Annotated in this window: 17 protein-coding genes; 4 read left to right on the top strand and 13 right to left on the bottom strand. The window is 62.8% G+C overall.

Translation table 11 applies throughout. The features are described 5' to 3' along the window. Positions 1-488: 488 nt before the first annotated feature. Together BUS42_RS41965 and BUS42_RS18070 are read left to right on the top strand one after the other, a co-directional pair. The gene (locus tag BUS42_RS41965; RefSeq protein WP_254053592.1) at positions 489-7490 is read left to right on the top strand and encodes a beta strand repeat-containing protein; all 7002 of its coding nucleotides are present in this window, start codon (positions 489-491) and stop codon (positions 7488-7490) included. A 405-nt stretch (positions 7491-7895) separates the two neighbouring features. Beyond that, complete coding sequence (locus BUS42_RS18070) at positions 7896-9119, top strand: glycosyltransferase (RefSeq protein WP_074308474.1); 1224 nt, start codon at positions 7896-7898, stop codon at positions 9117-9119. A 324-nt stretch (positions 9120-9443) separates the two neighbouring features. Here BUS42_RS18070 and BUS42_RS18075 read toward each other — a convergent pair whose 3' ends face one another. From BUS42_RS18075 to BUS42_RS43690, 10 genes are all read right to left on the bottom strand, one after another. After that, complete coding sequence (locus BUS42_RS18075; protein WP_074308476.1) at positions 9444-10367, bottom strand: SMP-30/gluconolactonase/LRE family protein; 924 nt, start codon at positions 10365-10367, stop codon at positions 9444-9446. Between the two features lie 82 nt (positions 10368-10449). After that, positions 10450-11019 carry a hypothetical protein gene (locus BUS42_RS18080; RefSeq protein ID WP_074308478.1) on the bottom strand — a complete coding sequence of 190 codons (570 nt, stop codon included), beginning with the start codon at positions 11017-11019 and terminating at the stop codon, positions 10450-10452. After that, on the bottom strand, positions 11016-11369 hold the full coding sequence (locus BUS42_RS18085; RefSeq protein ID WP_074308480.1) for a carboxymuconolactone decarboxylase family protein: 354 nt from the start codon (positions 11367-11369) through the stop codon (positions 11016-11018). The genes BUS42_RS18080 and BUS42_RS18085 overlap by 4 nt, the downstream gene beginning before the upstream one ends. A gap of 30 nt (positions 11370-11399) precedes the next feature. After that, positions 11400-12179, bottom strand: a complete 780-nt coding sequence (locus BUS42_RS18090) for a 2-keto-4-pentenoate hydratase (RefSeq protein ID WP_074308483.1) — start codon at positions 12177-12179, stop codon at positions 11400-11402. 25 nt (positions 12180-12204) lie between these two features. Beyond that, positions 12205-15030 (bottom strand): PSD1 and planctomycete cytochrome C domain-containing protein, encoded by a 2826-nt coding sequence (locus BUS42_RS18095; RefSeq protein ID WP_074308485.1) that lies wholly within the window; start codon positions 15028-15030, stop codon positions 12205-12207. 57 nt (positions 15031-15087) lie between these two features. Then, positions 15088-16542 (bottom strand): DUF1501 domain-containing protein, encoded by a 1455-nt coding sequence (locus BUS42_RS18100; protein ID WP_074308487.1) that lies wholly within the window; start codon positions 16540-16542, stop codon positions 15088-15090. A gap of 92 nt (positions 16543-16634) precedes the next feature. Continuing rightward, positions 16635-17285, bottom strand: a complete 651-nt coding sequence (locus BUS42_RS18105; RefSeq protein WP_254053593.1) for a hypothetical protein — start codon at positions 17283-17285, stop codon at positions 16635-16637. Positions 17286-17353: 68 nt separating this feature from the next. Continuing rightward, on the bottom strand, positions 17354-17512 hold the full coding sequence (locus BUS42_RS43685; protein WP_159452248.1) for a hypothetical protein: 159 nt from the start codon (positions 17510-17512) through the stop codon (positions 17354-17356). A gap of 245 nt (positions 17513-17757) precedes the next feature. Next, positions 17758-18384 carry a TetR/AcrR family transcriptional regulator gene (locus BUS42_RS18110; protein WP_074308489.1) on the bottom strand — a complete coding sequence of 209 codons (627 nt, stop codon included), beginning with the start codon at positions 18382-18384 and terminating at the stop codon, positions 17758-17760. A 71-nt stretch (positions 18385-18455) separates the two neighbouring features. After that, positions 18456-18593: a hypothetical protein gene (locus BUS42_RS43690; RefSeq protein WP_159452249.1), complete on the bottom strand. Its 138-nt coding sequence runs from the start codon at positions 18591-18593 to the stop codon at positions 18456-18458. A 514-nt stretch (positions 18594-19107) separates the two neighbouring features. Here BUS42_RS43690 and BUS42_RS18125 point away from each other — a divergent pair. Both BUS42_RS18125 and BUS42_RS18130 read left to right on the top strand, forming a co-directional pair. Continuing rightward, positions 19108-19602 (top strand): TadE/TadG family type IV pilus assembly protein, encoded by a 495-nt coding sequence (locus BUS42_RS18125; RefSeq protein WP_254053594.1) that lies wholly within the window; start codon positions 19108-19110, stop codon positions 19600-19602. A gap of 77 nt (positions 19603-19679) precedes the next feature. After that, on the top strand, positions 19680-20135 hold the full coding sequence (locus tag BUS42_RS18130; protein ID WP_074308496.1) for a TadE/TadG family type IV pilus assembly protein: 456 nt from the start codon (positions 19680-19682) through the stop codon (positions 20133-20135). Between the two features lie 68 nt (positions 20136-20203). Here BUS42_RS18130 and BUS42_RS18135 read toward each other — a convergent pair whose 3' ends face one another. Genes BUS42_RS18135 through BUS42_RS18145 form a run of 3 tightly spaced genes read right to left on the bottom strand, consistent with a single transcriptional unit; the run spans position 20204 to position 24418 of the window. Then, positions 20204-21217: an ABC transporter permease subunit gene (locus BUS42_RS18135; protein WP_074308498.1), complete on the bottom strand. Its 1014-nt coding sequence runs from the start codon at positions 21215-21217 to the stop codon at positions 20204-20206. Further along, positions 21214-21975, bottom strand: coding sequence for an ABC transporter ATP-binding protein (locus BUS42_RS18140; RefSeq protein WP_074308500.1), 762 nt, complete (start codon positions 21973-21975; stop codon positions 21214-21216). The genes BUS42_RS18135 and BUS42_RS18140 overlap by 4 nt, the downstream gene beginning before the upstream one ends. Positions 21976-22009: 34 nt before the next feature. Then, positions 22010-24418, bottom strand: a complete 2409-nt coding sequence (locus BUS42_RS18145; protein WP_074308501.1) for a pilus assembly protein TadG-related protein — start codon at positions 24416-24418, stop codon at positions 22010-22012. Positions 24419-24568 lie beyond the last annotated feature (150 nt).

The raw sequence follows: 24568 nt of genomic DNA on the forward strand, positions 1-24568 counted from the left end.
CCCCCCTTCCTCAAACGGTGAGAACTCCCACCGGGATCCCCGCCCGGCGAGGGCGTCGCATCGCGTCGCCATCGAATTCGAGGTTCGCCACGATCCCTGGCGAATTCTTGTTTCGGATCGGGCCGTTCGCGACCACAGTCTCTCCCGGTGAGGCTACGACCTCAGCGCAATCAAACGACACAAGGGTCTCCGCAGTCGCAGCGGAGGCCCGCCCCTCGCGAGCGATGCGATCCATCATTACCCGGGAAATCGGCGTTGATTCCCATGAGTTGTGATTGATCAAGGCACTCCCGGATCCAAGGTATCTCGTCGACGTCACCGAGTCTTGGCCAACCAAGTTCAGGCCGACCAAGACACCCGAGGGTCTTGCCGAAGTTCTTCCACTACCAAAGGTTTACACCATGAAGTTTTTCCGGAAGACAAAGGTTCAACGAGGCCAAGGGCACCCGAAGTCCCGCTTGAGCCGGATCCACCGAAACCGACTGACGATGGACGCATTGGAAGACCGGCGGCTCCTGACCTTCAACGGACTGAAGTCGGGCCTGTCAGGCCTCTTCACACAGATCCAACCGCTTGTGAATGATCAGGCCACCAATGTCGCCCTCCCGTTCGTCGGCAATGCCTTAAGCACCAACACGGCCGCGCAATTCCTGACGAGCGATTTCCTGACCAAGGTCGACTCGATCGACACCACGCTGGATGACTCGACCGCCGTAAAGACCGCCCTGAAGACCGCCTTCGGCGTCGATCCAGGTTCCGTCCTCTCGTCGGGCAGTAACTTCCAGTTCCACCTGACCGGGAACAAGGTGCTGGCGGCGACCTTCAACCTCGGCCTCAACTTCCTCCAGCTCAATGTTACGGCCGGGGCAACGATCGACGCAAAGATCAGCTACGATTTCTTCATCAACATCAATGTTAATGACAGCGGCATTACGTATGTACCGACCCAGCCGGACGAGCTCCAAGTCGCCTTGGCGGTCGACACGCAAAACCTTCACGCCAAGGCCGACTTCGGGCTACTGAAAGCAATCGTTGGCCCCACGCCCGGCGCCAGCACCACGCAGACCTTCACCGTGAAGGCCGACATCCTCGGCAGTGCCCCCATCACCGACTTCAGCACGATCCAACTCCAGCCCAAGCTGGCGGGGAACATTGATTCCAAGCTGAGGATCTCGGCGAATTTCCTCGGGTTCGATGCCGGCGGTGCCCCCCTCGACGGGTTCAACCCGACGATCCTCTCTGACTTCCACTTTACTTGGAACTTTGCCGCGGCGACGAATTACACCAAGTCAGACAGCCTGATCGCCAAGGGAAGTCTGACGGCGGGGTTCGAGAATGTCTCGCTCGATCTGGGGAGCGCCATCAAGGACGTAATCAAACCGGTCGCCGATCAGATCGACCGATTCGCGGGTGGCTTCCTGCGCATTCTCGAACCCCTCAGCCAACCCATCCCGGCGCTGGTAAAGATCGGATCCCCGGTCCAATCGGTGGCCGATATGATTCGGAAAGCCGCCACCCTCGACCATGATCTCCAGCCCTTGTCCGACTACTTAGATCAGGCCATCTTCCTCGCGAAGCTCACCGATACGGTCAGTTCCATCGCCGGCAGCGGCACGATCCCACTCGGTTCGTTCAACCTTGCGGGCGCGGGATTCAATCTCCAAAACCCCGCGGAGAAGTTGTCGAACCTGAGCCTGGACGCGAACAATACGAGCCAGAAGCCGGACACCTACGGGGCGGCCAAGGGAGCACTCGGAGGGAGCGGCAGCAGCCTGCTCGACGATCTCAAAAAATACCACGTCGACATCCCGCTCATCTCAGCCCCCTTGAACGTTTTCCGACTGCTCCTCGGCCAGTCGGACGTCGACCTGGTGACGTACAACGCCCACTTTGAGCCGCCCAAATTCGAACGCAATCTATTCAGTGCCACGATCGTCGTCCCACCAGGGATTCCCGTCGAATTCACCGCCGATTTCATTCTCACCACGTCGGCCAATATCCGCCTCGGCTACGACACGAACGGGATCTTTGGGCCGAGCAAGAATGCGGCCGACGGTTTTTACATCCAGGAATCGGCGTCCGGCTCCCCCTTGTTTTCGATTCAACCCCAACTGGTAGGCAAAGCGGGGGTGGGTAATCACAACATCGCACGAGTGGGTGTCGATGCCAAATTCACCGGCACGCTGGAGGGGGCGCTCGATAATGGGAACGGCACCTCGGATGAGAAAATCCGCTTCGACGAACTGGAAAAGCTGCTCCGCGGCAGTTGCGTGATCCAACTGAGCGGCGATCTGAGCTTCTCGATCGGCGCGTTTGTCGAGTACATCTGCGGCGTGCAATTGTATCCGCCCAAGACCAAGACCTGCGAGAAAAATCAAGACTTTGGTACGTTCGAGATCCTGAACTGGGATAGCACCTGCAACAACGTGCAATCCGCGGCCGCCGACCCGCCGGCACCCGTTCTGGCCGAAGTCAAGGACGGGGTGCTCTACCTGAACATGGGCCCGCGAACCGCCCAGCGGATGCAGTTCACCGATATCATCGACGAACAGTTCACTGTCACACCATTCAATCCGGGTTCGCCCGACGACGGCGAAGTGCTGGTCTCCGCCTTCGGGGTGAAGCCTCAGCGATACTCGGGAGTCAAGCGGATCGTCGCAGACGGCGGGGACGGCAACGACTCGATCTCGCTCACCGACGTCTCCTATCCCGCTCAACTCGACGGCGGTGACGGCGACGACATCATCCAGGTCACGCTCGGCCTGGCAACAATCCACGGCGGGAACGGTAACGACACCATCTACGGCGGCAACCAAGCGTTTACGCTCAAGGGCACGACCAAGGTCGCCGCGGGCGACTTTATCGACGGTGGCGCGGGCAACGACACCATTCTCACGGGCGAAGGCAACGACACCGTCTACGGCGGAGACGGCGACGACACGATCGACGCCAGTGGCACCCTGTTGGTGCCCGGGGCCGGTGAACCACCGACCAACAACAAGTACATCCAAGGTGGGTCGGGCAACGATGACATCTCCGGCGGGATCGGCGACGACACGATCTTCGGCGAAGACGGCCGCGATACGATTACCGGCGGCCTTGGCCACGATGTCCTGTTGGGCGGCAACGACGGCGACACATTCCTCTACGATTATCAGGCCAACGACCAGACGATCGACGGCGGATCCGGCATCGACGAATTCATCTTCCTCGGTGGGAGCGGACGCGACCAGGTGATCGTGAATGCGGCGGGAAGCGAAGTTGTCCTGGAGAAAACGACCTCGGGCGCGGCCACCGCAAACTTAACCGACATCGACACCCTCACCATCTTGCCAGGCGACGGCGCAGACGACATTCAGATCGGCGATCTGACCGGGACCAGCTTGGTGGATGTCTCGGTCTTCCTCGGCTTGGCCGACGACAGTAGCCTCCTCACACCACAGTCGCCCGACAACGCGGCCGACACCCTGGTCTTCTCGGGAACACCAGGCAATGACGAGATCCATATCACCCCGGTCTACCCCGCCGATGCCAACTTTACCAACGGCGGGTTCGCCATCACGGGCCTCGGCGCCCGGTTCTTTGTGGGCAACGCCAATCGGCTCGACACTCTGACCGTCCGTGGCCAGGCGGGTAATGACAAGATCGAGGCCCTGCCAAGCTCAAACCTGTCGCCGCAAATCGCCATCGAGAGCCTGATCAAACTGGTCCTCGACGGCGGCTCGGGCAACGACTACCTCTCGGCCGATGCCACCCTCTTGGGCGGCGACGGCAACGACACCCTGATCGGTGGCGCGGGGGATGATAGCCTCGACGGCGGCGCAGGGGACGACGTCCTCTTCGGCGACACGGGCAACAACACCCTCGTCGGAGGATCGGGTCACGACACGATCCTCGTCAATGGCACCGACTTCGCCGACGTCATCACGCTCGGCGAAGTCACGCCCGGCACCCTCACCACCGCAATCAATGGCGCAAACGGCTCCAATCCATACACATCGATCGAGCGCATTGAAATCCACGGACTGGGCGGGAATGACCAGATCAATGCCAGCACCGTCACCTTGGGGCTGATCGTCACCGGCGATGACGGCGACGACGCGATCACCGGAGGCATTGGGGCCGACTTCCTCGATGGCGGTCGAGGAAACGACACGATCAACGGATTGGCAGGGATTGACACGATCTACGGCGGCGAAGGCGACGACATCCTTACTGGCGGCACCGGCAACGACCAACTCTTCGGCGGCGCCGGCTCCGACACGATCGTCTGGAACAACGGCGACAACAGCGACCTCGTCGAGGGGGGCGAAGGGACCGACATCGCCGTGATCAACGGCGCGGCGGCAGGCGATGCCTTCACGGTCAACCCCAACGGGGCACGCATCAAGTTCGATCGCACCAACCTCGTCCCGTTCACGCTCGATATCGCAGGCATCGAGCAGATGAACGTCAACTCGGGAACCGGGGCCGACACGATCGCCGTGGCCGACCTGACCGGGACCGAGCTCAAGTCGTTGAAGTTCGACCTGGGGGCCGGCGATGGGGTCCAGGACATCGTCACGATCGATGGATCGGGACTCGCTGACGACGTCGCGATCACCCTGGCCGGAACCATGGTTGACGTGACCGGGTTCTTCTCGCGGTTCTCGATCACCGGTTCGGCGGCAGGGAGCGACGTGCTTCAGGTCCGCGGCAACGGCGGCGACGACCGGATCAAGGCTGACTCCGGTGTCGAGGCCGCGATCGGCATTCAGCTTGAGGGAGGCGCCGGCAACGACTTCCTTTCGGCCGATGCCACTCTGCTCGGCGGCCTCGGTGATGATACCCTGATCGGTGGCCTCGGCCCCGATGTCATCCTTGGCGGCGCGGGCAACGACTCGATCGTCGGCGGGGACGGCGACGACCTCCTCCTGGGCGATGCCGACGGCACGGGCGTGGGCACCTCGTTCGCAGTCGTCGCGATCGCCAGCGGCCAGGGGAACGACACCCTCGACGGCGGCGCGGGCAACGATACGCTCAACGGCGACCTCGGCAACGACAGCCTGCTCGGCGGCGCCGGCAATGACCTCCTCGGGCCGGTCACGGTCGGCGGCGTCGCCTTCGCCGATCCCGGCAACGACACCATCAGGGGCGGAGACGGCAACGACACCCTGAACGGGGACACGGGCGACGACTCGCTCTTCGGCGATGCAGGCGACGATTCGATCCTCGGGGGAATCGGCGACGACACCATCGAGGGCGGGGCCGGTAACGACACCATCAACGGCGGCGACGGCAACGACTCGATCCTCGGCGGCACGGGACTCGACTCGATCGCCGGTGGCGCCGGAAACGATACGATCAGCGGTGGCGAGGATGACGACATTCTCTTGGGAGAGACCGGCAACGACGTCCTCAATGGCGATGCAGGGAACGACGCGCTCGACGGCGGCGACGGTGATGACACGCTCGACGGCGGCGACGGTCAGGACACTCTACTCGGACAGGCAGGCAGCGATCTGATCCGCGGCATGGCCGGCAACGACCTGATCCATGGGGCCGACGGCAACGACACCCTCTTCGGCGGGGACGGCGACGACACGATCACCGGCGACGCCGGCAACGACTACCTCGTGGGGGACGCGGGCAACGATTCCCTTGACGGCGGCGACGGCGACGATGCCCTCGACGGCGGCGACGGCAACGACACCCTGCTCGGCCAGGCCGGCAACGACCTGATCCTCGGTCGGGGCGGCAACGACCTGATCGTCGGGGCCGACGGCAACGACACCCTCTCCGGTGGCGACGGCGACGACACGATCAGCGGCGACGCGGGGAACGATTACCTCGCCGGCGACGCCGGAAACGACGCGATCGACGGAGGGGACGACGCCGATACCCTCGACGGCGGCGACGGCCAGGACACCCTACTCGGCCAGGCGGGCAATGACCTCCTGCTCGGCCAGGCCGGCAACGACTCGATCGTCGGCGGCGACGGCAACGACACCGTTTCCGGCGGCGACGGCGATGACACCATCACCGGCGACGCCGGCGACGACCTCCTCGCCGGCGATGCGGGGAATGACGCGATCCTCGGCGGCGACGGCAACGATACGCTCAACGGCGGGGCCGGCCAGGACACCCTGCTCGGCCAGGCCGGCAACGACCTGCTCCTGGGCATGGCCGGCAACGATAGCCTCAACGGAGGAACCGGCAACGACTCGCTCCTCGGCGGCGACGGCGCCGATACGCTGGTCGGCGAGCTCGGCAACGACCTGCTCCTGGGCGAGGCGGGCAACGACCTCCTCATGGGCGACGACGGTGCCGACTATCTCAACGGAGGCGACGACAATGACTCGCTCTACGGCGGCCTCGGGAACGACTCGCTCCAGGGTGGCCGGGGCGACGACCTGCTCCATGGCGGCGATGGCAACGACGTCCTGACCGGCGACGACGGCAATGACGCCCTCTTCGGTGATGCGGGCGACGACCACGTCTACGGCGGCAATGGCAACGACACGATCCGCGGTGGTGACGGCAATGACACGCTCGTCGGCGACGCGGGCGACGACCAGATCCTCGGCGAAGCGGGCCATGACTTCCTCCTGGGCATGGCCGGCAATGACTCGCTCGACGGCGGTACGGGCAACGACACGATCTCGGGAGGCACCGGCAACGACACGATCAACGGCGGCGACGGTGACGACCGACTCCTCGGCGACGAGGACGATGACGTCATCCTGGCGGGGGCAGGCAACGACACTGCGCAAGGCGGGGCCGGCAACGACCAGATCTGGGGCGACGCGGGCGATGACTTCCTCTACGGCGACGACGGCAACGACACGATCGTGGGCGGCGACGGCAACGACGTCATCCAAGGCGGGGCAGGCAACGACCTCCTCTTCGGAAACGCCGGCAACGACCAGATCCTCGGCGGCTTCGGCGACGACTCGATCTACGGCGGAGCCGGCGACGACACGCTCCACGGCGGCAACGGGATCCCGAACGTTCCGCACAGCGTCCGCGACACCACCCTGCCCGACGACGGGGCCGACGTGATCCTCGGTGGCGACGGCTTCGACCAGGTCGACGGCGGCACCGGCAATAACCTCCTGGATGCCGGCGACGACGGGATCGCCGAGACCGTGCTGGCAGGCCACGGCAACGACATCGCCTTCGGCCACTGGGACCACGACGGCAACCGCGACACGGCCGGCCTCGACGGCGGCTACAACCGCGTCTATGTGCGCGGGGGGCTCGTCGAGCCGGACCTGCCCGCCGAGACGACCACAACGGCGACGTTCACCCTGTTCATCCAGCCGCCGATGGGCCGTTACGTCGAACAGCCCGGCGACGGCCGGACGTACCTCACCACTCCGCTTCCCCCCGCCGCCGTCAAGCGAATCACTCAACCGCCCCGGTTCGCGGGCCGTGGCGCCTTGCTCCACAAGCTTGCCGCCCAGGCCACCCGGACCAACCGGATCATGGCCCGGAACTTGGTCAAGTAAAGGATCGTTCGGCGGAGGCCGAGGTCGACCCAGCGGATTGCCACGCGGTTCAACCCGCCTCAAGCCCCCCCGGTTTCACCGCGGGACGGGGCTTGAGGCGGGTCTCTCAAAATAAAGAGCGAGCGAAACGTCTGAGGCGAGCGGGGAGCTGATCGCTCCCTGTCTTCTGGCCAATGCACACGCTACTCAACCAAAGACAGGGAGCGATCAGCTCCCCGCTCGCCTTGGGGGCGAGCGAAATTCTCTGTTTACCTTGCGGAGAATCGACGAATATGGTGGGCCGTGCCCGCCCTTAAACCCCTGAAGCGGAAGGCGAATATTCACTTCGCCAAACTAAAAACAAACAACCCAAAAAACATCAACTTTGACGATTTTTAATAATTTTCCATTCTGGATATTCGCGTAATGCACGTCCTCTTCACCCACCAGAACTTTCCGGCTCAGTTCGGCCACATCGCCCGGCACCTCGTGCGCACGTTGGGGTGGACCTGCACGTTTCTCTCGAAGGTTGCGCCCGGCGAAGCGTCGGGGATCCGCAAAATCCAATATAAGACGTCGGGAGGTGCCCGAGAGACGAACCACTATTGCACGCGCACGTTCGAAAACGCGATCTGGAGCAGCCACGGCGTCTATGACGCCTGCAAGGCCCACCCGGATCTCCAGCCCGACCTGATCGTCGGCCATAGCGGGTTCGGCTCGACCTTGTTTCTCTCCGAGCTCTACCCCGACGTCCCTATTATCAATTATTTCGAATACTATTATCATTCGAAAGGGTCCGACCTCGACTTCCGGCCGGAGTCTCCGCCCGGGGAACTCGATCGGCTTCGCTCTCACGCGCGGAACGCGATGATTTTGCTCGACCTCGTCAATTGCCGAGCCGCGTATAGCCCGACGGAATTTCAGCGCAGCCTCTTCCCGGTCGAGCTACGATCGAAGATCGACGTGATTTTCGACGGCATCGAGACCGACATCTACGCCCGCCGCGCAGGGGGACCGCGACGGATCGGCGACCGTGAGATCCCCGCATCGACCCGAATCGTGACCTACGTCAGCCGCGGGTTCGAATCGATGCGCGGGTTCGATATTTTCATGCGGGCCGCAAAGCGAATTTATGAGTCGTACCCCGACGTCCTGTTCGTCGTCGTTGGCAGTGATCGGATCTGCTACGGCGGCGACGAAAAACGCATCAAGCACAAGACCTTTCGTGAGCACGTGCTTGCCCAGGATGACTACGACCTCTCCAAGTTCTTGTTTACCGGAGTTGTGCCAGTGTCGACATTAGTCGACATCTTCAGTCTCAGCGACCTTCATCTCTATCTGACCGTCCCCTTCGTACTCTCGTGGTCGCTCATGAACGCCCTGGCCTGCGGCTGCACGATCCTCGCCTCGGACACCGCCCCGGTCCGCGAGATGATCGTCGACGAAGAAACCGGGCTGCTCGAAGATTTCTTCGACGTGGACGGCTTTGCAACCCGGGCGCTCGACGTCCTTCGCGACCCCCGTTCCTATCACCAACTCGGTCTGCAAGGCGCCGAATTGATCCGCCGCCGCTATGCACTGGACGTCACGCTGCCTCGCCTCGTCGCGTTGTTCGAGCGGGTGACGAAGGAAGCGTCTTCCGGTCGGTAATCGCACCCGGTTCGCGCGCCATTGAAACTTTTTCGACACTGTCGCCACGTGATCGGGTCTTCCGCCCGGATCCATCAACCCTGCGCCGTTGCCACAGTGTCAAACGAACCAGCCCATGCGAAGGCCCAAAGACACGGAACGATCAGCTCCCTGTCTTCCGACGGACGAAGAGCCCCGGTAACGTGACGACAGTCCTCATTGAATTCCAGAAATTTACGCCTCTTGCTATCAACGATCCCCTTCGGAACTGGCAAAGGCGGGAAGATCGTATTGCAAGACCAGCGCCATTCCAACGGTAAACCACTGGATTTCCGGCGTCGGTCCTCAGGGGGATGGCCAGAGGTGATGACCGGTCATCGTGGTCTTGATCCGGTAGAGGCTCTTGCCGGCGGTGATGTAGAGCGTTTTGCGATCAGGGCCGCCGAATTCGACGTTCGAGGGGGACTCGGGGGTCGGGATGAACCCGGCTGGCTTGCCCTCGGAGGTCAAGACATAAACACCCCCCTTGGCGCCGCTGCCGGCCGTGACGACGAGTCGGCCGTCGGTCGTCACGGTCAGGCCGTCGATGCCGCGGCCGTCGCCAAAGTCGAACAGGACGCGGACGGGGCCGACGCTGCCATCCTCGCCGAGAGCGAGGGCCAGCAAGGCGAGCCGGGCGGGGCCGGTGTCGGCGACGTAGAGGGTTTTCCCGTCGGGGCTGATCGCCAGGCCGTTCGGCTTGCGGGCCGTCGTCTCGAGTCGGACGACTCGGCCGTCGGGGTCGATCCGGAACACGGCTTCGAAGTCGAGTTCGCGGGGCTCGTCTCCAACGTAACGGGGGTCGGACACGTAGACCCGCCCTTTGCGATCGACGGCCACGTCATTCGGGCTGTTGAATCGCTTCCCCTCGTAACCATCGGCCAGCGTGCGGACCTTGCCGTTGCGCTCGGTGATCGAGACCCGCCGCCCGCCGCCGGTATTCGCTCCCTCGGCGACAATCAACCGCCCTTGCGGGTCGAAGATCAGGCCGTTGGCCCGACCACCGGGATCGCGGAAGGCCGTGACGGCCTTGGTCGCGGGGTCGAACCGCATGATCCGATCGCCGATGTCGGAAAAGAGGATCGACCCGTCCTGGGTCAGCGCTCCCCCTTCGGTGAAGCTCCCCTGATCCCAGAGCTTCTCGAGCGTCGCCCCCGGCGCCACGACGTCGGAGTTGGTTTCGGGGGCGGCCGAGATCGCGAGGGCCAGCGTCAGCAAGGTTGGGAACATGAGGCCAAGGCTCCAAGAAGATGCTCGGGAACTGGGCAACGCAACGCCCGCGTTCATCAGGGGCGAACTTAGCGACGCGAGCTCATCGCGCGGACCGACTTGACACCGGGAGGCCCTGCACCAGCGGCTTCAAAACGAACCGATCATCGACCCGAGGCGCGGTGAAGGCGAACCGATCATCGACCTGAGGCGCCTCGATCACGCAACGGTCGGTGGGTCCGAGCACTTCCGGATCCCGCAGTGACGGGGTGACCACGACCGGCCTGAGCGCGTTCGGTCGCATCGGCAACGGCGACGCAACGGCCAGGGGTCTTCCCCCGATCGGCGCCCGACCCACCGGCGCGGGCTGGGTGGCCAATGCGATTGCTCCCAGAGCCCCCGCGATCGCGAGCAAGCCCCAGGCTTGGTGCGGGCGAAACCGTGGTTTCGGATTGAATGGCTTGATCGATCCCTTCCATTCGGCCCATTCGAGATCGTTCGGATTGAATGGCTTCATCGATCCCTCCCTTTCGGCCCCTTCGAGATCGTCGACCCGTACCGAGCGTACCAGGCGAGACGTGTTGAATCGAGACGATGCCGGTTCAATCGTAGGCCTGGGTTCGACCACGAACTGCGGCTCGCCGGTCGTGCCGGTCTTGGGGCTGCCCTTCATCCCTCTTCCCTCCGTGCTGTGGTCTCCCTCTCGGCGTTCGGCGATTGCTCAGTCGAACAGAGGGCCCCACATTCCTCGGCCGAGGCACCGTCGGCCATGCGGAAGCCCTCCCGCGCCATGGCCGCGGCGACCCCGGCGTTGACGGCGGACACGATTGCCACCAAGGCATTCAGCAGATCGTCCCCGATGCCGGCCTCCCGTGCTTTCTCGATGCGGCCCCGCGTGCAGACCTGGCAACCGCGAGTCATGGTCACGGCCAGTCCCACGAGGTGCTTCTCCCGGTCGGTCAGGAGTGACGTCTGGTGCGTCTTCGCGAGGAACTCCAACACCAATGTGCCGTCGTACTCCATTTCCTGGACTCCGGGAATCTGGGGAACGATTTAGGGATCAATCACGACGCAACTCGCTCCCAAGGGCAGAGCTTCGACGACGATGTGGCTGCCAGGGGCAACCGGAAACAACCTCATGGGCGACCCGGTCAGGATCACCTGGCCCTTGCAAAGCTGTCGTCCGAACTGCGCGAGCCGACCGGCCAGCCAACGCAGCGATTCGATCGGGCAGATCGGCGCGGCGGCATCTTCCACGGCCCCGACGACGACCTCGTTGATTCGGACGCGAAGGCTGCGCGCACTGTACGCCAAATTCGAGCAGCTTGTCTCGGTTTCTGCTCGCACGAATCCCGCGTGCATGCCGCCACTCGCGATCAACCACGGACCGGGAGACCAGGTCGCGGGAAGGACAAAGTGGTGCAACTCGATCACCGGAAACAGATCGGCGATGGCCTCCCGACACTCCTCCGCTGACAGGGGCTGACTGGGCAAGTCCTTGGAGAGCCGCACCGCCAGCTCCCCCTCCACGGCCAGGTTGGCATAGCGCGATGGTGAGAGGTGCACACCATTCAAATGACATTCCGTGTCGAAGAGCCTGCCGAAGATCGGCTCATTGACGCCCAACTGCGTCTGGATTGCTCGGCTCGTGCAGCCGACCTTGTAGCCGATGACTCTTTCCCCGCGTTGCGTGCGCAGTCGGGCGATCTCCGCCTGAAGAGCGTACGCCTGGACGGTCGTCAAGTCGAGGGGGTTGTCAACGCCCCGGCCCGGTGTCCTGGCGTCGTACTCCGCCAGCATTCGCCGAGCCAGTTCCTGGAGACCAGCGACCATCGTTGCACACCCTTTCGACGATCCGTTAATCCACAAACACAAGTTCATTCGCCATCAGCAGAACATGAGCATAGCGTTCATGGCGAGTCAGCGGCTGCTTCTGGATTGTTTCCTCGGTGCCCGTTGCCGCCGACGTGCCGTGGAGGAAACGCAGCCCCCGTTGGATTTCTTCCGCGGAGGGATCGCGTTGATAGGCACATTGATAGAGGTCGCGAACCCGTTCCGCGTCGTCGTCAAGCCGTTGGAAGGAAGGCCGGTTCGCCATCTTGCACGCTTGTTCCATGACGAAGGGGCTGTTCAGAAAAAAGAGCGATTGTTGCGGCACGGTGGTGGCGTCACGCTGAGCCGTGGACAGATCCGGGTTGGCAAAATCGAAGACCCGGTAGAGCGCCAGCAAGTCATTGCGATCAATGGTTCCATACACCGTGCGGCGATTGGCGAACCGGCCTTCCCGCGGCTTGAGCAGATCGACCGGACGTCCCCCGCAGGAATGGTCCAGATTGCCCGCAACCCCCAGGAGCGTGTCCCTGATCGATTCGAAGTCGAGTCGCCGGCGGTTCATTTTCGAAAGCAGCCGGTTATCCGGATCCAACGTCTCATCGCGCAGGTGGTTGTCGCTCTGTTGCTGGTAAACGCTCGACAGCATCAACACGCGGTGCAGCTTCTTGAGCGACCACCCGTCCTCGATGAACCGCCAGGCAAGGTAGTCCAGCAGTTCGGGATGGCTCGGTGGATCAGCGCGTAACCCAAAGTCGTCGGGAGTCGTCACCAGACCGGCACCAAAATGATGGAGCCAGACGCGGTTCACCATGACGCGGGCCGTGAGGGGATTCTCCCGGCTGGCGACCGCTCGGGCCAATTCCAGTCGGCCGCTGCCGCGGGTAAACGGCTCCCGTTCGTCTCCCGACAGAATTGCCAGAAACCGGCGGGGAGCCTCCTCACCCAACCGGTCCGGGTTCCCACGGATGAACACCCGGCTGTTCGCCGGTCGCGGACTGTCCACGAGCGCCATGGCTCGCAGGGGAGCGCCCGGATGATTGGCTTCAAGTCGATCGATTTCTGCGTTGAGGGGTCCCAACTGCATGAGCGCCGTCGTGCGAAATAGCGGCCGCATCAACTTGGCCGGCAAGTTGCCGGGGCTGTCCTTGCCGTAAAACACCTGGCGTAGTGCTTCCTGCTCGGCGTCAGGCAGTGCCTGGGGGGAGGCCGAGTTGGTGTCCCGATCGGCCTCGCTCCGCAGCTCTTGCCATCGCTTGTCCGCATCCTCGAACAGCTTGCCGTAGCGTTCCGCCACATCCTTCAAAGAGGTTGGTGGTTCGCCTGCAAAAGCCTGGGCCACCAGCGAGTTCACGGGATGGGCGAACGAGTTGGCCGACAGTCTCTCGATCTTGGCCCGGTCGGCGAATTCCGAACTCGGCAGTGCCGTAAACGCGAACCAAGGGGCGAAGATCGGATCGGATTCCCGGTTCATTTTTTCCAACGCCTTCAGCCAACGCGTGGCGCCGACCTGGAGGATTTTCCGATCGCTCAACCCAAATTCTTCCTTGATGAGTCCGGCCAGTTGGGCCGGTTCCCGGCTCAGGAGCAGGCACTGGGCGGTTTGCTGGCGGTGCTGCTTGAGTACCTCCGCCTCCTGCTTGCGGATGAAGTCATCCAACTTCGCCTGGAGCGACGCGCGTTTTGGCAGATACTCCGCGTGCGCTTTCGGATCGGGGGCGATGCCGAGGAGGGGCATTTCGTCCGGCGCGACGGAACTGGCAAAAACGCCGTGGAGGGCGTAATAATCGCGAGTGGGAATCGGATCGTACTTGTGATCGTGGCACCGCGCGCAGCTCACCGACAGCGCCATCGTGCCGCGCATGACGACGTCGATCCGGTCGTCGATCGTGTCGTGGACGTTCATGAACTGCCGGCCGCACGTCAGGAATGCCAGACCGGCAAGCGCCTGTTTGTTCTCGCCAAGGTCGAGCTGATCCGCCGCAAGTTGTTGGAGCAGGAATTCATCATAAGGCAGATCGGCGTTGAACGCGCGAATCACGTAATCGCGATAGGTGAAGGCGTAGGGACTATCGGTCGTGGCGAATCGGGCCACATCCAGCCAGTGACGGCCCCAGCGTTCGCCGTAATGGGGCGAGGCGAGCAAACGATCCACGACGGTTGCGAACGCGTCTGGGGACTTGTCCGCCACGAAGGCCGCGACTTCCTCCGGTGTCGGCGGCAACCCGATCAGGTCATAAGTGGCCCGCCGAATCAGGGTTCGTTTGTCCGCCGGCTGCGCGGGCTGCATTCCAGCGGGTTCGAGCTTGGCGAGAACAAACGAATCAACCGGTGATTGTATCCAGCGTTGATTCTTGACCGCGGGAAGTGCGGGTCGCTTCACCGGCTGGAAGGCCCAGTGGGTGCGCGCACTCGCCCTGATCTTGTCCACCGGAACGCCCGCTCGCGGCAGCGGGGCTCCCATTCTCACCCACGCTTCGAGATCGGCGACCTGCACCTCGGTCAGCCTTTTGCCGTCAGGCGGCATGCGCAGATCTTCATCCTTGTCGCGCACGGCCTTGATCAGCAGACTCATCTCGGGGTCGCCGGCCACAAAAATTGGGCCGGAATCGCCTCCTTTGAGGAGCCCCTCCTGACTGTCGAGCAGCAGCCCCCCCTTGGCCTTCTTGCTTTCCTGGCTGTGACATTGATAACACTTGTTCGCAAGAAGCGGACGAATCTGTGTTTCAAAGAACTCGATGCCCTTGGCGTCGCTACCGGCAGGCGGAGCCGCGCGGAGCACGGGCGACGTACCGGCAACCCACCCCAGCGTCAGCAGGAGCCAACTCGCAATGCTCCGGTACGATCTTCGCACGGGATTCCTCCTTCACCTCGGGATGTCTCACGTGTCGCTCGCCGCGTCGTCAGGACGCTAAGCAATCAGTTCCTGCACCACTTCGCCGTACACGTCGGTGAGGCGAAAATCCCGACTGGCGTGGCGGTAGGTCAGCTTGGTGTGATCGAATCCGAGCAGGTGCAGAATCGTGGCGTGGAGGTCGTGGACGTGGACCTTCTGCTCGACCGCCCGAAAGCCAAATTCGTCTGTACTGCCATGCACATACCCGCCTTTGACGCCGCCACCGGCCAGCCACATGGTGAAACCATGATGGTTGTGGTCGCGACCATTGCCCCTCGTGTTGTTGGGGAGGCCCATCAGCAATTCCACGGTCGGAGTGCGGCCGAACTCCCCTCCCCAAATGACCAGGGTGTCGTCAAGCATGCCCCGCTGTTTGAGGTCTTTCAGTAATGCACCGATCGCCTGATCGCACTGCCTGGCCAGACTGCGGTGGCCTGCTTCCAGGTTCTGGTGGTGGTCCCAATCGCTGCCGACCCAGGCCTGCACGAAGCGGACTCCTCGCTCGACCAGTCGGCGCGCGATCAGGATCTGCCGGGCCTCGGTGCCTTCCCCGTACATTCGGCGGATCGACTCGGGTTCCCGGCTGATGTCGAACGCCTCCGCCGCTTCCCGTTGCATGCGTGCGCCAAGCTCAAACGACTGAATGCGGGCCTCGATCTGTGCGTTCCTGTCGCGCTCCTGGCGGTGACTTTCGTTGAGTTCCCGCAAGAGTTCGAGTTGCCGGCGCTGGTCCGCGTGGGAAATCCGCAGGTTGGTGGTATTCTCAATCAGCTTTTCGATCTGCGTATGCCTGGTGTCGACATACGTTCCCTGGTAAGCGCCCGGCAGAAACCCTGCTCGCCAGTTTTGGGCACCGCCGTTGCCCGGGTATCCGCCGGGGCGCATGGCGACAAACCCAGGGAGGTTCTGGTTCTCACTGCCCAACCCGTAGGTCACCCAGGAGCCGAGGCTGGGCCGGATCAACCGCGCGTCCCCGCAGTTCATCAACAGAATCGACGGGATGTGGTTGGGCACGTCGGCCTGCATGGAACGGATCACCGCGATGTCGTCGATGCACCCCCCGACGTGGGGGAACAGTTCGCTGACCTCAATCCCGCTCTGCCCGTAGCGATGGAACTTGAAGGGCGACCGCATGACGGTCCCGGTTCGGCGTTCGGTGACCTGGTGGATGCTCTGGGGGAGTTGCTGGCCGTGGTGTTTGTCGAGTGCCGGTTTGTGGTCGAAGGTATCGACGTGGGACGGCCCGCCGCTCAAGAACAGGTGAATCACGCGCTTGGCCTTGGCGGCAAAGTGCGGCTGCATCGGCACCGGAGGCACGTCGAGGCTGCTTGCCGGGCGCGCTACGTCGCCGAACGCGTCGCCCATGACGCCTGCCAGTGCCAGCGCCCCCATTCCCATACCGCCGCGGCAGAGTAAGTCCCGGCGGGTCAGAAAGCGGTCGTCCCATCGTGGTTGGTCATGGCGGCGCATCGGTTTCTCCATCGAGGCAGGAAACGCTGTGAGCGACTGAGAGCGAGGAAAGCCAAGGGACGCGTTCGACACGCGCCCCGGCGGTGGCCTTGTCACTCGTCGAGTGCCAAGGGCTTCCCGAGCATCTCCTTCCACTGCTTCTTCTGCGCGTCCGTGAGGAGGGCCTCGATTTTGCCTTCCTGCTCCTTGCGGATCTTCATCACTTTGGGCCGAATTTCCTCGGGATCACCCCCCGACTGGGCCTCTTTGATCAGGGGTTCGACCTTCTTCTGCAGTTCCTGGACGACCGCCATGAATTGCTTCCGTTGCTCGTTCGTGATCTTCAGGGCTTTCGCAAGCTCCGGCCTACCGTGGAACAGGGCCAACGCCCCCGCCTGCTGCAACCCCAGTTGGTGCAAACGCTTGCTCTGGTCTTCGTTAAGCGTCGCCTTCAGCACCGAGCTCAGTTTCTCCTGCTCCTTCTGCCGGAACGCTTGGAGCTTTTTCTCGTGCTCCGCCCCGTTCAGGCCCTCGAGCGACTGGAAAAACTGCCCGATGTCGAGAAACCGTTCCCGGAGGTGCTCCTCCACCTTTTCCTTCTGCTCGTCGGTCAGCTTCAGCTCCTCCTGCACGACGTCGCGGAACACCATGAAGGGGCCGTGCAGGTTCCGCGCAATCTCCTTGCGCGCCTCCTCGGGAATATCCTGGGCGCACACGAGGCCGAGGAACACCAACGCACCGACACCAACTTTCAGGTTATGCATGGCTCTCTTTCCTTTTGGGATCGGGGGAGTGATGGATATCGCCGGTACATCGACAACATCCGAGGACATCAATCGCGCATGCCGTCCTCGTCCATGTTCGGCACGCCCTCGAGCGCCGCCGTGTTGACTCCCTTGATCTCGCCCTTGCACACGACCGTCAGATCAACCATCCGTTCGGCGTAGTGCAGGCTCGAGTTTTCCGCGGGATTGCTCCGACTACTAAACATAAGTCAGAGATCATGCCGGGTGGAGCACGGCTCCATCGCGCGGCCGTCGGAACCGCGGATCGTCACCCGTTCGGGTGGCCACGGGCCGCCGCCCTCATATGTGCTGCTCAAGTGGTCTTGTTCCAGCCCGTTGCAAGCCCCAAGGCGTCGTGGATCGGGGCTGCGAACCGGGTCATGGAAATGCCCCCTGGAGAAAACAAACCAACCGGTCTGTCTGCTTCTACCCGAAACAAGACCGCCAGGTTTCACGATCCCAGGGATTTCTTGAGGTGCTCTTTCAGGTACGCCAATTGCTGGGGGAGCAGTTCGGCGTCGCCGAGCGTACGAGCCTGCATGATTGCCCCTTCAATGACCGTGACGATGTAGCGGGCCAACTCGCTGGGATTCGTCCGCCGCCCCGCGCGTCCCTGCCGTGCCTTCGCCTCCAGGTGGGGGAGGAACTCCTTCGCCATCTCGTCGAAGCACTCGGCCAGACGCTTGCGAAATCCGTCGTGACAATCGCTCAGGGCCGTGCTCATGTTGCCGATGATGCAACCCCCTTTGCAGCCCTCCCGGCGCCGGACCATTTCCTGGATGGCGTCCAGCCGCCGGAAAACTCTCTGAAGCGGATCAGCCGGCTTGGCGAGCGGCAATTCCTGCTCGATCGCATCGAGCAGTTGTCGGCGTTGCTCCATGTGCCAGTCCAGGACCGCGAAACCGAGGTCCTCCCGGTCACGGAATTGGTGGAAGAACGCGCCCTTCGACACCTGGGCGGAGGCCAGGACCTCTTCCAGCTTCGTGTCGTGATACCCTTTGAGGGCAAAAAGGCGGGCCGCCGCCTGGAGGATCTTCGCTCGGGTTTCCAGCGCGCGCGGTTGCGTGACAACCTTCATCGGCGATCTCACAAAACAGGATGGTTGGTTTGTTATTGTGGCCGCGTCGGGTACGCCGATCAAGAGAGGCGTCACGGGTCCGGTGGGCCGGTCGGCGTGTCCACGGCCCGCCGGTCCCGATTGGAGAGGGACCAACCCAGCAGGATCGCCACGTAAAGCTTCGCCGAACCCGTTTCCCCCTGCTTCGACGCGATCGGTCGTGGCGTCATCGTGGGTCCAACGATTCCCGTAGTGTGGGCACGGCCCACCATCTTAACCTCCGCTTTGGCAAGGAGATCGGGATGGTGGGCCGTGCCCACACTACGGGAAGAATCCGATCCTGACCACCGACCCATCGAAAAAGCTCACGAATTCATACAAATCCATACGAATCTTTACATGGCCACCGTAGCAAGACGGGATTTAGCGAGCGTCGACCCGTGCCCAGCGTAACAGGCGAGACGTGTTGAATTGAGACGATGCCGGATCAAGAATGGCCCGATCGACAACGCGCCTCGAGTCGATTCTGGCGTTTCATGTGGCCCCTCGGCAACATCTTTCGACCGAATGGACTCGAGATCCCTGGTTCCGTGCCCTTGGTGTCGGCACTTTTTCGATTGGCGATCTATGATAGACCAAAGGGGAGGCTCCGTCCGCTGCGAGTTGGCGGTCGTTCTGATTTCGCCCGACAGGGAATCGGTCGGGCCAAAGGCGTCGGAATCAGTCCCTTGGCTCGGAGGTAGGGTGCAGGTCTTGAAGCTTAGCAGAACCTCGGTTCCCCCCGTTTGGGGTCCACGGCGCGGAGCCGTCGCCGTCGAGTTGGCATTGGTTCTCCCGCTCTTGCTGACCCTCTTGCTCGGCGTTTGGGATCTCGGTCGGCTCATCGACGCCGTCCAGATCCTCAACAACGCCACGCGAGAGGGGGGGCGTTGCGCCTCGACCGGCCAGGTCAGCGTTACGGAGATTCAGCAAGCCGTGCTCAACGCGATGTCCCAGGCCGGGCTCGTGACGACTGGGGTGACCGTGACCGTGACCAACCTGACGAATGCCGCCAACTCCGACCCGATGGTCGCCGATCAACTCGACCAGTTCGAGATCACCACGACGCTCCCCTCCAACAACGTGCGCTGGATCGCAATGAACAACCTGCTCGGCTCAAATACGCTGACGGCCACTTGCCGCTGGAACTCGATGAAGGACATCCCCTTGACTGTACCGACCTCGATCCCGATCAACTGAACGAACGCGAGCTCTGGCCGACTCTCCCCGCCAATCGAATCCAACTTATTTTTATCAATGACGGAGCATTTCAGCCGATGATCAAGCGAAGCTCCTGGCCAACGCGACGCCGCGGTGCGGTGCTGGTCGAAGCCGCCATCATCCTCCCGATCTTCCTCATGATCCTGATCGGCATCTTTGAGTACAGCCGGTTCGTCATGGTGAGAAACCTCGTCGATAACGCGGCCCGTGAGGGAGCCCGCTACGCGATCGTCCATGCCTACGATAAGACGACCGCGGACGTCCAGGCCTATGTCCTCAAGAAGCTCGCGGGCCAAGAGGGGCAGTTGAGCGCCGGGAGTCCCACGATCCAGGTCTTCAAAGCCAACCCGACCACAGGCGCCAACCTGGATCTCTGGACCAATGCCCGCTTCGGCGACTCGGTCATGGTGCAAATCACCGGCACGTACCGTCCCGCGGCGCCACGACTCCTACTGATGAACAGCACCATCCAGGTGAAAGCCCAAGCGATGATGCGCTGCGAGGCCAATTGATCCAGGCCTGGTTGGTCGAGGGTGGACAACGGCCATCAGACCTTTTGACCTTACCACACACACACACTTCAATAATCGGTCGTCGCGAATTTCCGGGCCGCCGCCGCCAGGATCAAACAGGCGGTTGCCAAAGAGCTGAGCACCGAGAGAACGGGATGGAACCGGTGGATCCGCCGCACGGTCTCGAATTCGGGGACCGTGGCGAAGTGGCGTTCCGCGTCGATCGCGTGGCTGAGGATGAGGCTCAAGTCGGCCGGCTTGGGGAGGACCCAGTAACTCACCTCGACCGAGCCGCGAAGCCAGGGCGACAGCGGCGCGATTTCACGGTTGAGCTCGGGCAAGGCGACGACCGCGTGTCGGCCGTAGTTCGTCCCCCAGCAGAGGAACCAGAAGAGGAGCGAGCCGAACAGGCAGGCCACCGTGCGCTTTCGACACGCCGCGATCAGCGTCGAGACACTATAGAAAAGAGCGAACTGGTGCACGAGTAACGGGATCCCCCACAAGTAGCTCGCATCCCAGATCCCGGTGCGGACCCCAAGCGCCGTCCAGGTGCCCAGGAAGAAGACGACCGCCTGAAACGCGACGAACGTGATCACCCCAATATATTTTCCCAGGAGCAGGAGACTGCGGGGAACGGGCTTGGCCAGCAGCACCGTGACCGCCCCGGGTGCAAGGAAGGCGGGTAAGAACCCGGCGGTCCAGACCAAGGCCATGAGCAGGCCGACCGTGTCCGCCGCGGCGGTGGCCAGGACGAGTTGAATGAACTGGATGGCGTCCTGGGCATCGCGGCCCAGGGGAATCCGAAACGCGCCGAAGGCGAGGGACATCGAGCCGTTGGCGATGTCCACACCGTCGCGCGGAGCCAGCGTCCGCTCCGCGCTCGAGGCGGTTCGCGGCAGGAAGTCGGGCCGTTCGTCCGGCCGGTGCAAGGGGGCGCCGCCTTGGACGCTGATGCTCAGGCAGGTCAAAATGCCCAGGCCGCTGAGCGTCAGCATCATCCCGAAGACCCTGGAGTCGAGCGACTGGCGGAACGTGTCGCGGACCAACCAGGCGAGCACCCGGAGGGTGGCGTAACGGCTCATACCGCGGGTCTCCGGCAGAGATCGCTCAACGCTTGGTCCAAGGACCGGGGGGAACCTGTTTCCGCGTCCCCCTTCAGTTCGGCCAGGGAACCGTCGTACACCTTCCGGCCTTCGACAAGCACCGCGACGCGGTCGCACAAGGACTCGACATCGCTCAAGGCATGGGAGATCAAGAGGACGGTCCGCCCGCGCTTGCGCTGTTCGAGAACGAGGTCGCGGACGAGTTGTCGCCCCCCGAGGTCGAGTCCCTCGGTCGGCTCGTCGAGGACCAGGAGGTCGGGGTCATTCAAGAGGGCTTGGGCCAGTCCGAGGCGCTGAGTCATTCCTTTGCTGTAGCCGCCGATCGGTTCTCGGCTGCGATCGGCCAGGCCGACGCGCTCGAGCAGGGCGGGGATGCGCCGGCGGAGCTCGGCACTCGGCACCAGCGTCAAGGCGCCGTAATACTGGAGCAGGCCAACGGCGTTCAGGTCACGGGGAAAAGTCGGGGCCTCGTGTACGTAGCCGACGCGTGCCAAGGTCCGGCGGACGTCCCCAGGCCGGTCGAACCGGAGCACTTCCCCCTCGCTGGGCCGGCAGAGCGACAGTAAGAGCTTGGCCAGGGTCGTCTTGCCGGCCCGGTTCGGGCCGAGCAGCCCGAACACCTGGCCCGGCTCGATCCGGAGGTCCACATTCCGAACCGCCCACGCGCCGGCGCCGTCATTGGGGTAGTGCTTACCGGCGTTTCTAAATTCCGCGACAGCGGCCGTCGGCGGTAACACCGAAGACTCCGCTCCTTTCCCTGGAGAACGCGATTCAGTCGATCAGCGACACCTGGACTCCATCTTGCATGATGGCACTGAACGCCTGACGGATCTTGTCGGCGCGCTGTTGCGATGTCCCGGTGATGACCTTATACGACGCCAGCGGAGTCGTTGCCGTCGCCTGAGTGCTGCCAATGTACTGGATGTTCTGCAACAGGTCGAGTGCCGCCGCGCGTTGCGTGCTATTCGTGCTCGGGTCGAAGATCGGTCCCAAGCCCATGCAGTGAACAAGCACCGGTTTGCGCGTGGTGGAGTAGCCCGGGGCGCTGGCGGTCTCGAGCGCACAGATCTGGTTCACCACCGAGTAGATTTGCGTGGTCACCGTACCGGAGTTGGTCGGATACTCACCCGGTTGGCGCACTTTGTAGTAAGAATTGTTGGCACCTCCATTGACGAATGCGGCGGTGGCAGCGGTATTCGCCATGCCGTCGGTCTCGAGGATGATCAACCGCTGAGCGCCTTTGCGTCCGAGCCCGCCGGCGTCACCGACAGGTGCCGGGGAGGGGGCAAAAGTACGGAGCGCCGCGTTGCCGCTGAGTTGATTGTAGGCGAGCATGAACCCCATGACGGTGGTCGTCCCGCCGAAGGCGCGGGGCACGTCGAGGTTATCGGTGTCGTAGGGGCGAATCTCGGTGCCCGGCGTGTCGATGGTCGACGGGGGAAACCAGAGAGTGTCGCTCAACCGAGCGTAGTCGCGACCGAGGGGCACACGGACCCGGTTGAAGCTCCCGCTATCGCTGGCGGAGTACTTCGGCGTACTGAAATACATGAGCGAGACGAAGTCATTAGGATGGTTGTTCTTGATGTCTTGCAAAGCCGATTGAACGCCAAGTTTACAGGCCCAGAGCGGCCCCTCGTGACAATTGCCCGGCCAGTAGGGATTCCAGTTTGCATACTGGCTCCACATATTATAATTGCCAAGGAAGTCGACCATCGTCATCGGCCCGAACCAGAAGTGGAGCTTGGGCCGTTCAGGATTGTCGCCGTAATCCATGTACTTGGCATTCGTACCGGTCGGCTTCGCGCTGATTTTCACCGTCCCCCACGTGTAGTCGTCGCCATAGCCCGTGTACTTCGTGACCACATCCCAGGAGGACGAACTCTTCTGGTAGAGGCCGATGACGTAGTCGATGTACTCCTTCCAGAACCGCTGGTTGGGGTCGGACGGGGGATACGAGGACGTGCTGATCGTGGTCGGGATCGCGTCGTAATAGAGGATCCGGCCGGCGCGAAGCTTGGTGGGAAACGGATTCGGCGTTTGCTTGATCCAGGCGAGAATGGCCGCGTAGTTGATGGAGTAGGTTGAGGAACTGGGGACCTTCCAATTGCCCGACGAATCCCAGAGGGCGGTGTTGTCGGTCGTGCCGAAAAACTTCTGCCGCCAGTCGTTGGCCGTGCGAGGATCGGGAGGCCAGATGAAGAAAGTCTTGCCCCAGTAGCCCGGCCCTCGGGTGTATCCTTTGAATTCGGGGACGGTCGGCCCCGTGTAGTTTGTGAACGGGGTCGCCGTGTAGCCATTGAAGGTGGCCCCGTTGGTGATTTGCTGGACCGTCTGCCCATGGGTGCTCGCGCGGTAGGCGACCAACGGCGTGTCGCCGTCGGGCGCGGTGGCATAACTATCCGGCGCCGCGGTGAAAGCAGGGACCGGCGTGCCCCCAAGCGCGTTCTGATAAAAGTCGCCCACGATCGGGTCGCCCGCGGCGGTGGCCACGCTGATATTGGCGAGGCCGAAGGTGTCCCCGCTGATCGTGTCGGGGCCGGTCGTGTTTTGCAAGCTGGCCAGAGACGATGAATAATGGCCGAACTGAGGATAGATCGCCTCAGGATTGTTCGACTGGGTGCGCGCACCTGAGTAGGGGGCGCCCAGCAAGCTGTCGAACCGCATCGATCCCGACATGTCCAGGATGACGGCCACGTCACGTGGCCGGTGTACGGCCGTCGCCGTCGCGCTGACGTTGAAGGCCGCATTTCCCAGCATGCGACCGAACAAGTTCTGACCCGTCGCGGTGATCGTCGACTTCACCAGGTTCGGCGTATCGGTCGAGAGGGTCGGGATGTTGGCCACGAACTTAGACTGGTAATAATCATAGGTGTACGAACCAATCTTAACATCAACTTGCGACTTTGGAACCCCGTTGGCTTGAATTGTGCTCGCCGTCGCGGCGTTGATGGCGGTCGACTTCGCGCTGGTCTCATTGTAACCGCCGCTGGTGTTGCCGTTTAGCGCCCGCGCTCCGGCCATGGCCGCCGTGTCCGCCGCGTTCTGGCTCTGCGTCCGGGCGACGGCAATCATGCCGATATCGATCGCCAACGCAATGAACCCCAACAGCGCAACCATGGCCACGGCCACCATCGGGAGGATCAGCCCCCGTGACTCAGAGATTTTGCGATCCGTCTTCATGGGCTTCGTCGCAACAAAAAAAGGGAATGACTCGTCGATCTTCCCGGAGGAGGGACACGTCCCCGTCGGCCCGGAGTGCCCAAGGCAACGCTAGGACACCGTTGCGACAACGGTCAATCAAACGGAGGAATCCGCGAAAAAAAAACGCAA

It is taken from the genome of Singulisphaera sp. GP187 (assembly GCF_900129635.1).
Lineage (GTDB): Bacteria > Planctomycetota > Planctomycetia > Isosphaerales > Isosphaeraceae > Singulisphaera.

Excerpts from the sequence above, each read along its gene's own strand:
- BUS42_RS41965 (WP_254053592.1), top strand. The coding sequence starts at position 489 with ATGGACGCATTGGAAGACCGGCGGCTCCTGACCTTCAACGGACTGAAG.
- BUS42_RS18070 (WP_074308474.1), top strand. The coding sequence starts at position 7,896 with ATGCACGTCCTCTTCACCCACCAGAACTTTCCGGCTCAGTTCGGCCAC.
- BUS42_RS18075 (WP_074308476.1), bottom strand. The coding sequence starts at position 10,367 with ATGTTCCCAACCTTGCTGACGCTGGCCCTCGCGATCTCGGCCGCCCCC.
- BUS42_RS18080 (WP_074308478.1), bottom strand. The coding sequence starts at position 11,019 with ATGAAGGGCAGCCCCAAGACCGGCACGACCGGCGAGCCGCAGTTCGTG.
- BUS42_RS18085 (WP_074308480.1), bottom strand. The coding sequence starts at position 11,369 with ATGGAGTACGACGGCACATTGGTGTTGGAGTTCCTCGCGAAGACGCAC.
- BUS42_RS18090 (WP_074308483.1), bottom strand. The coding sequence starts at position 12,179 with ATGGTCGCTGGTCTCCAGGAACTGGCTCGGCGAATGCTGGCGGAGTAC.
- BUS42_RS18100 (WP_074308487.1), bottom strand. The coding sequence starts at position 16,542 with ATGCGCCGCCATGACCAACCACGATGGGACGACCGCTTTCTGACCCGC.
- BUS42_RS18105 (WP_254053593.1), bottom strand. The coding sequence starts at position 17,285 with ATGCATAACCTGAAAGTTGGTGTCGGTGCGTTGGTGTTCCTCGGCCTC.
- BUS42_RS43685 (WP_159452248.1), bottom strand. The coding sequence starts at position 17,512 with ATGTTTAGTAGTCGGAGCAATCCCGCGGAAAACTCGAGCCTGCACTAC.
- BUS42_RS18110 (WP_074308489.1), bottom strand. The coding sequence starts at position 18,384 with ATGAAGGTTGTCACGCAACCGCGCGCGCTGGAAACCCGAGCGAAGATC.
- BUS42_RS43690 (WP_159452249.1), bottom strand. The coding sequence starts at position 18,593 with ATGACGCCACGACCGATCGCGTCGAAGCAGGGGGAAACGGGTTCGGCG.
- BUS42_RS18130 (WP_074308496.1), top strand. The coding sequence starts at position 19,680 with ATGATCAAGCGAAGCTCCTGGCCAACGCGACGCCGCGGTGCGGTGCTG.
- BUS42_RS18135 (WP_074308498.1), bottom strand. The coding sequence starts at position 21,217 with ATGAGCCGTTACGCCACCCTCCGGGTGCTCGCCTGGTTGGTCCGCGAC.
- BUS42_RS18145 (WP_074308501.1), bottom strand. The coding sequence starts at position 24,418 with ATGAAGACGGATCGCAAAATCTCTGAGTCACGGGGGCTGATCCTCCCG.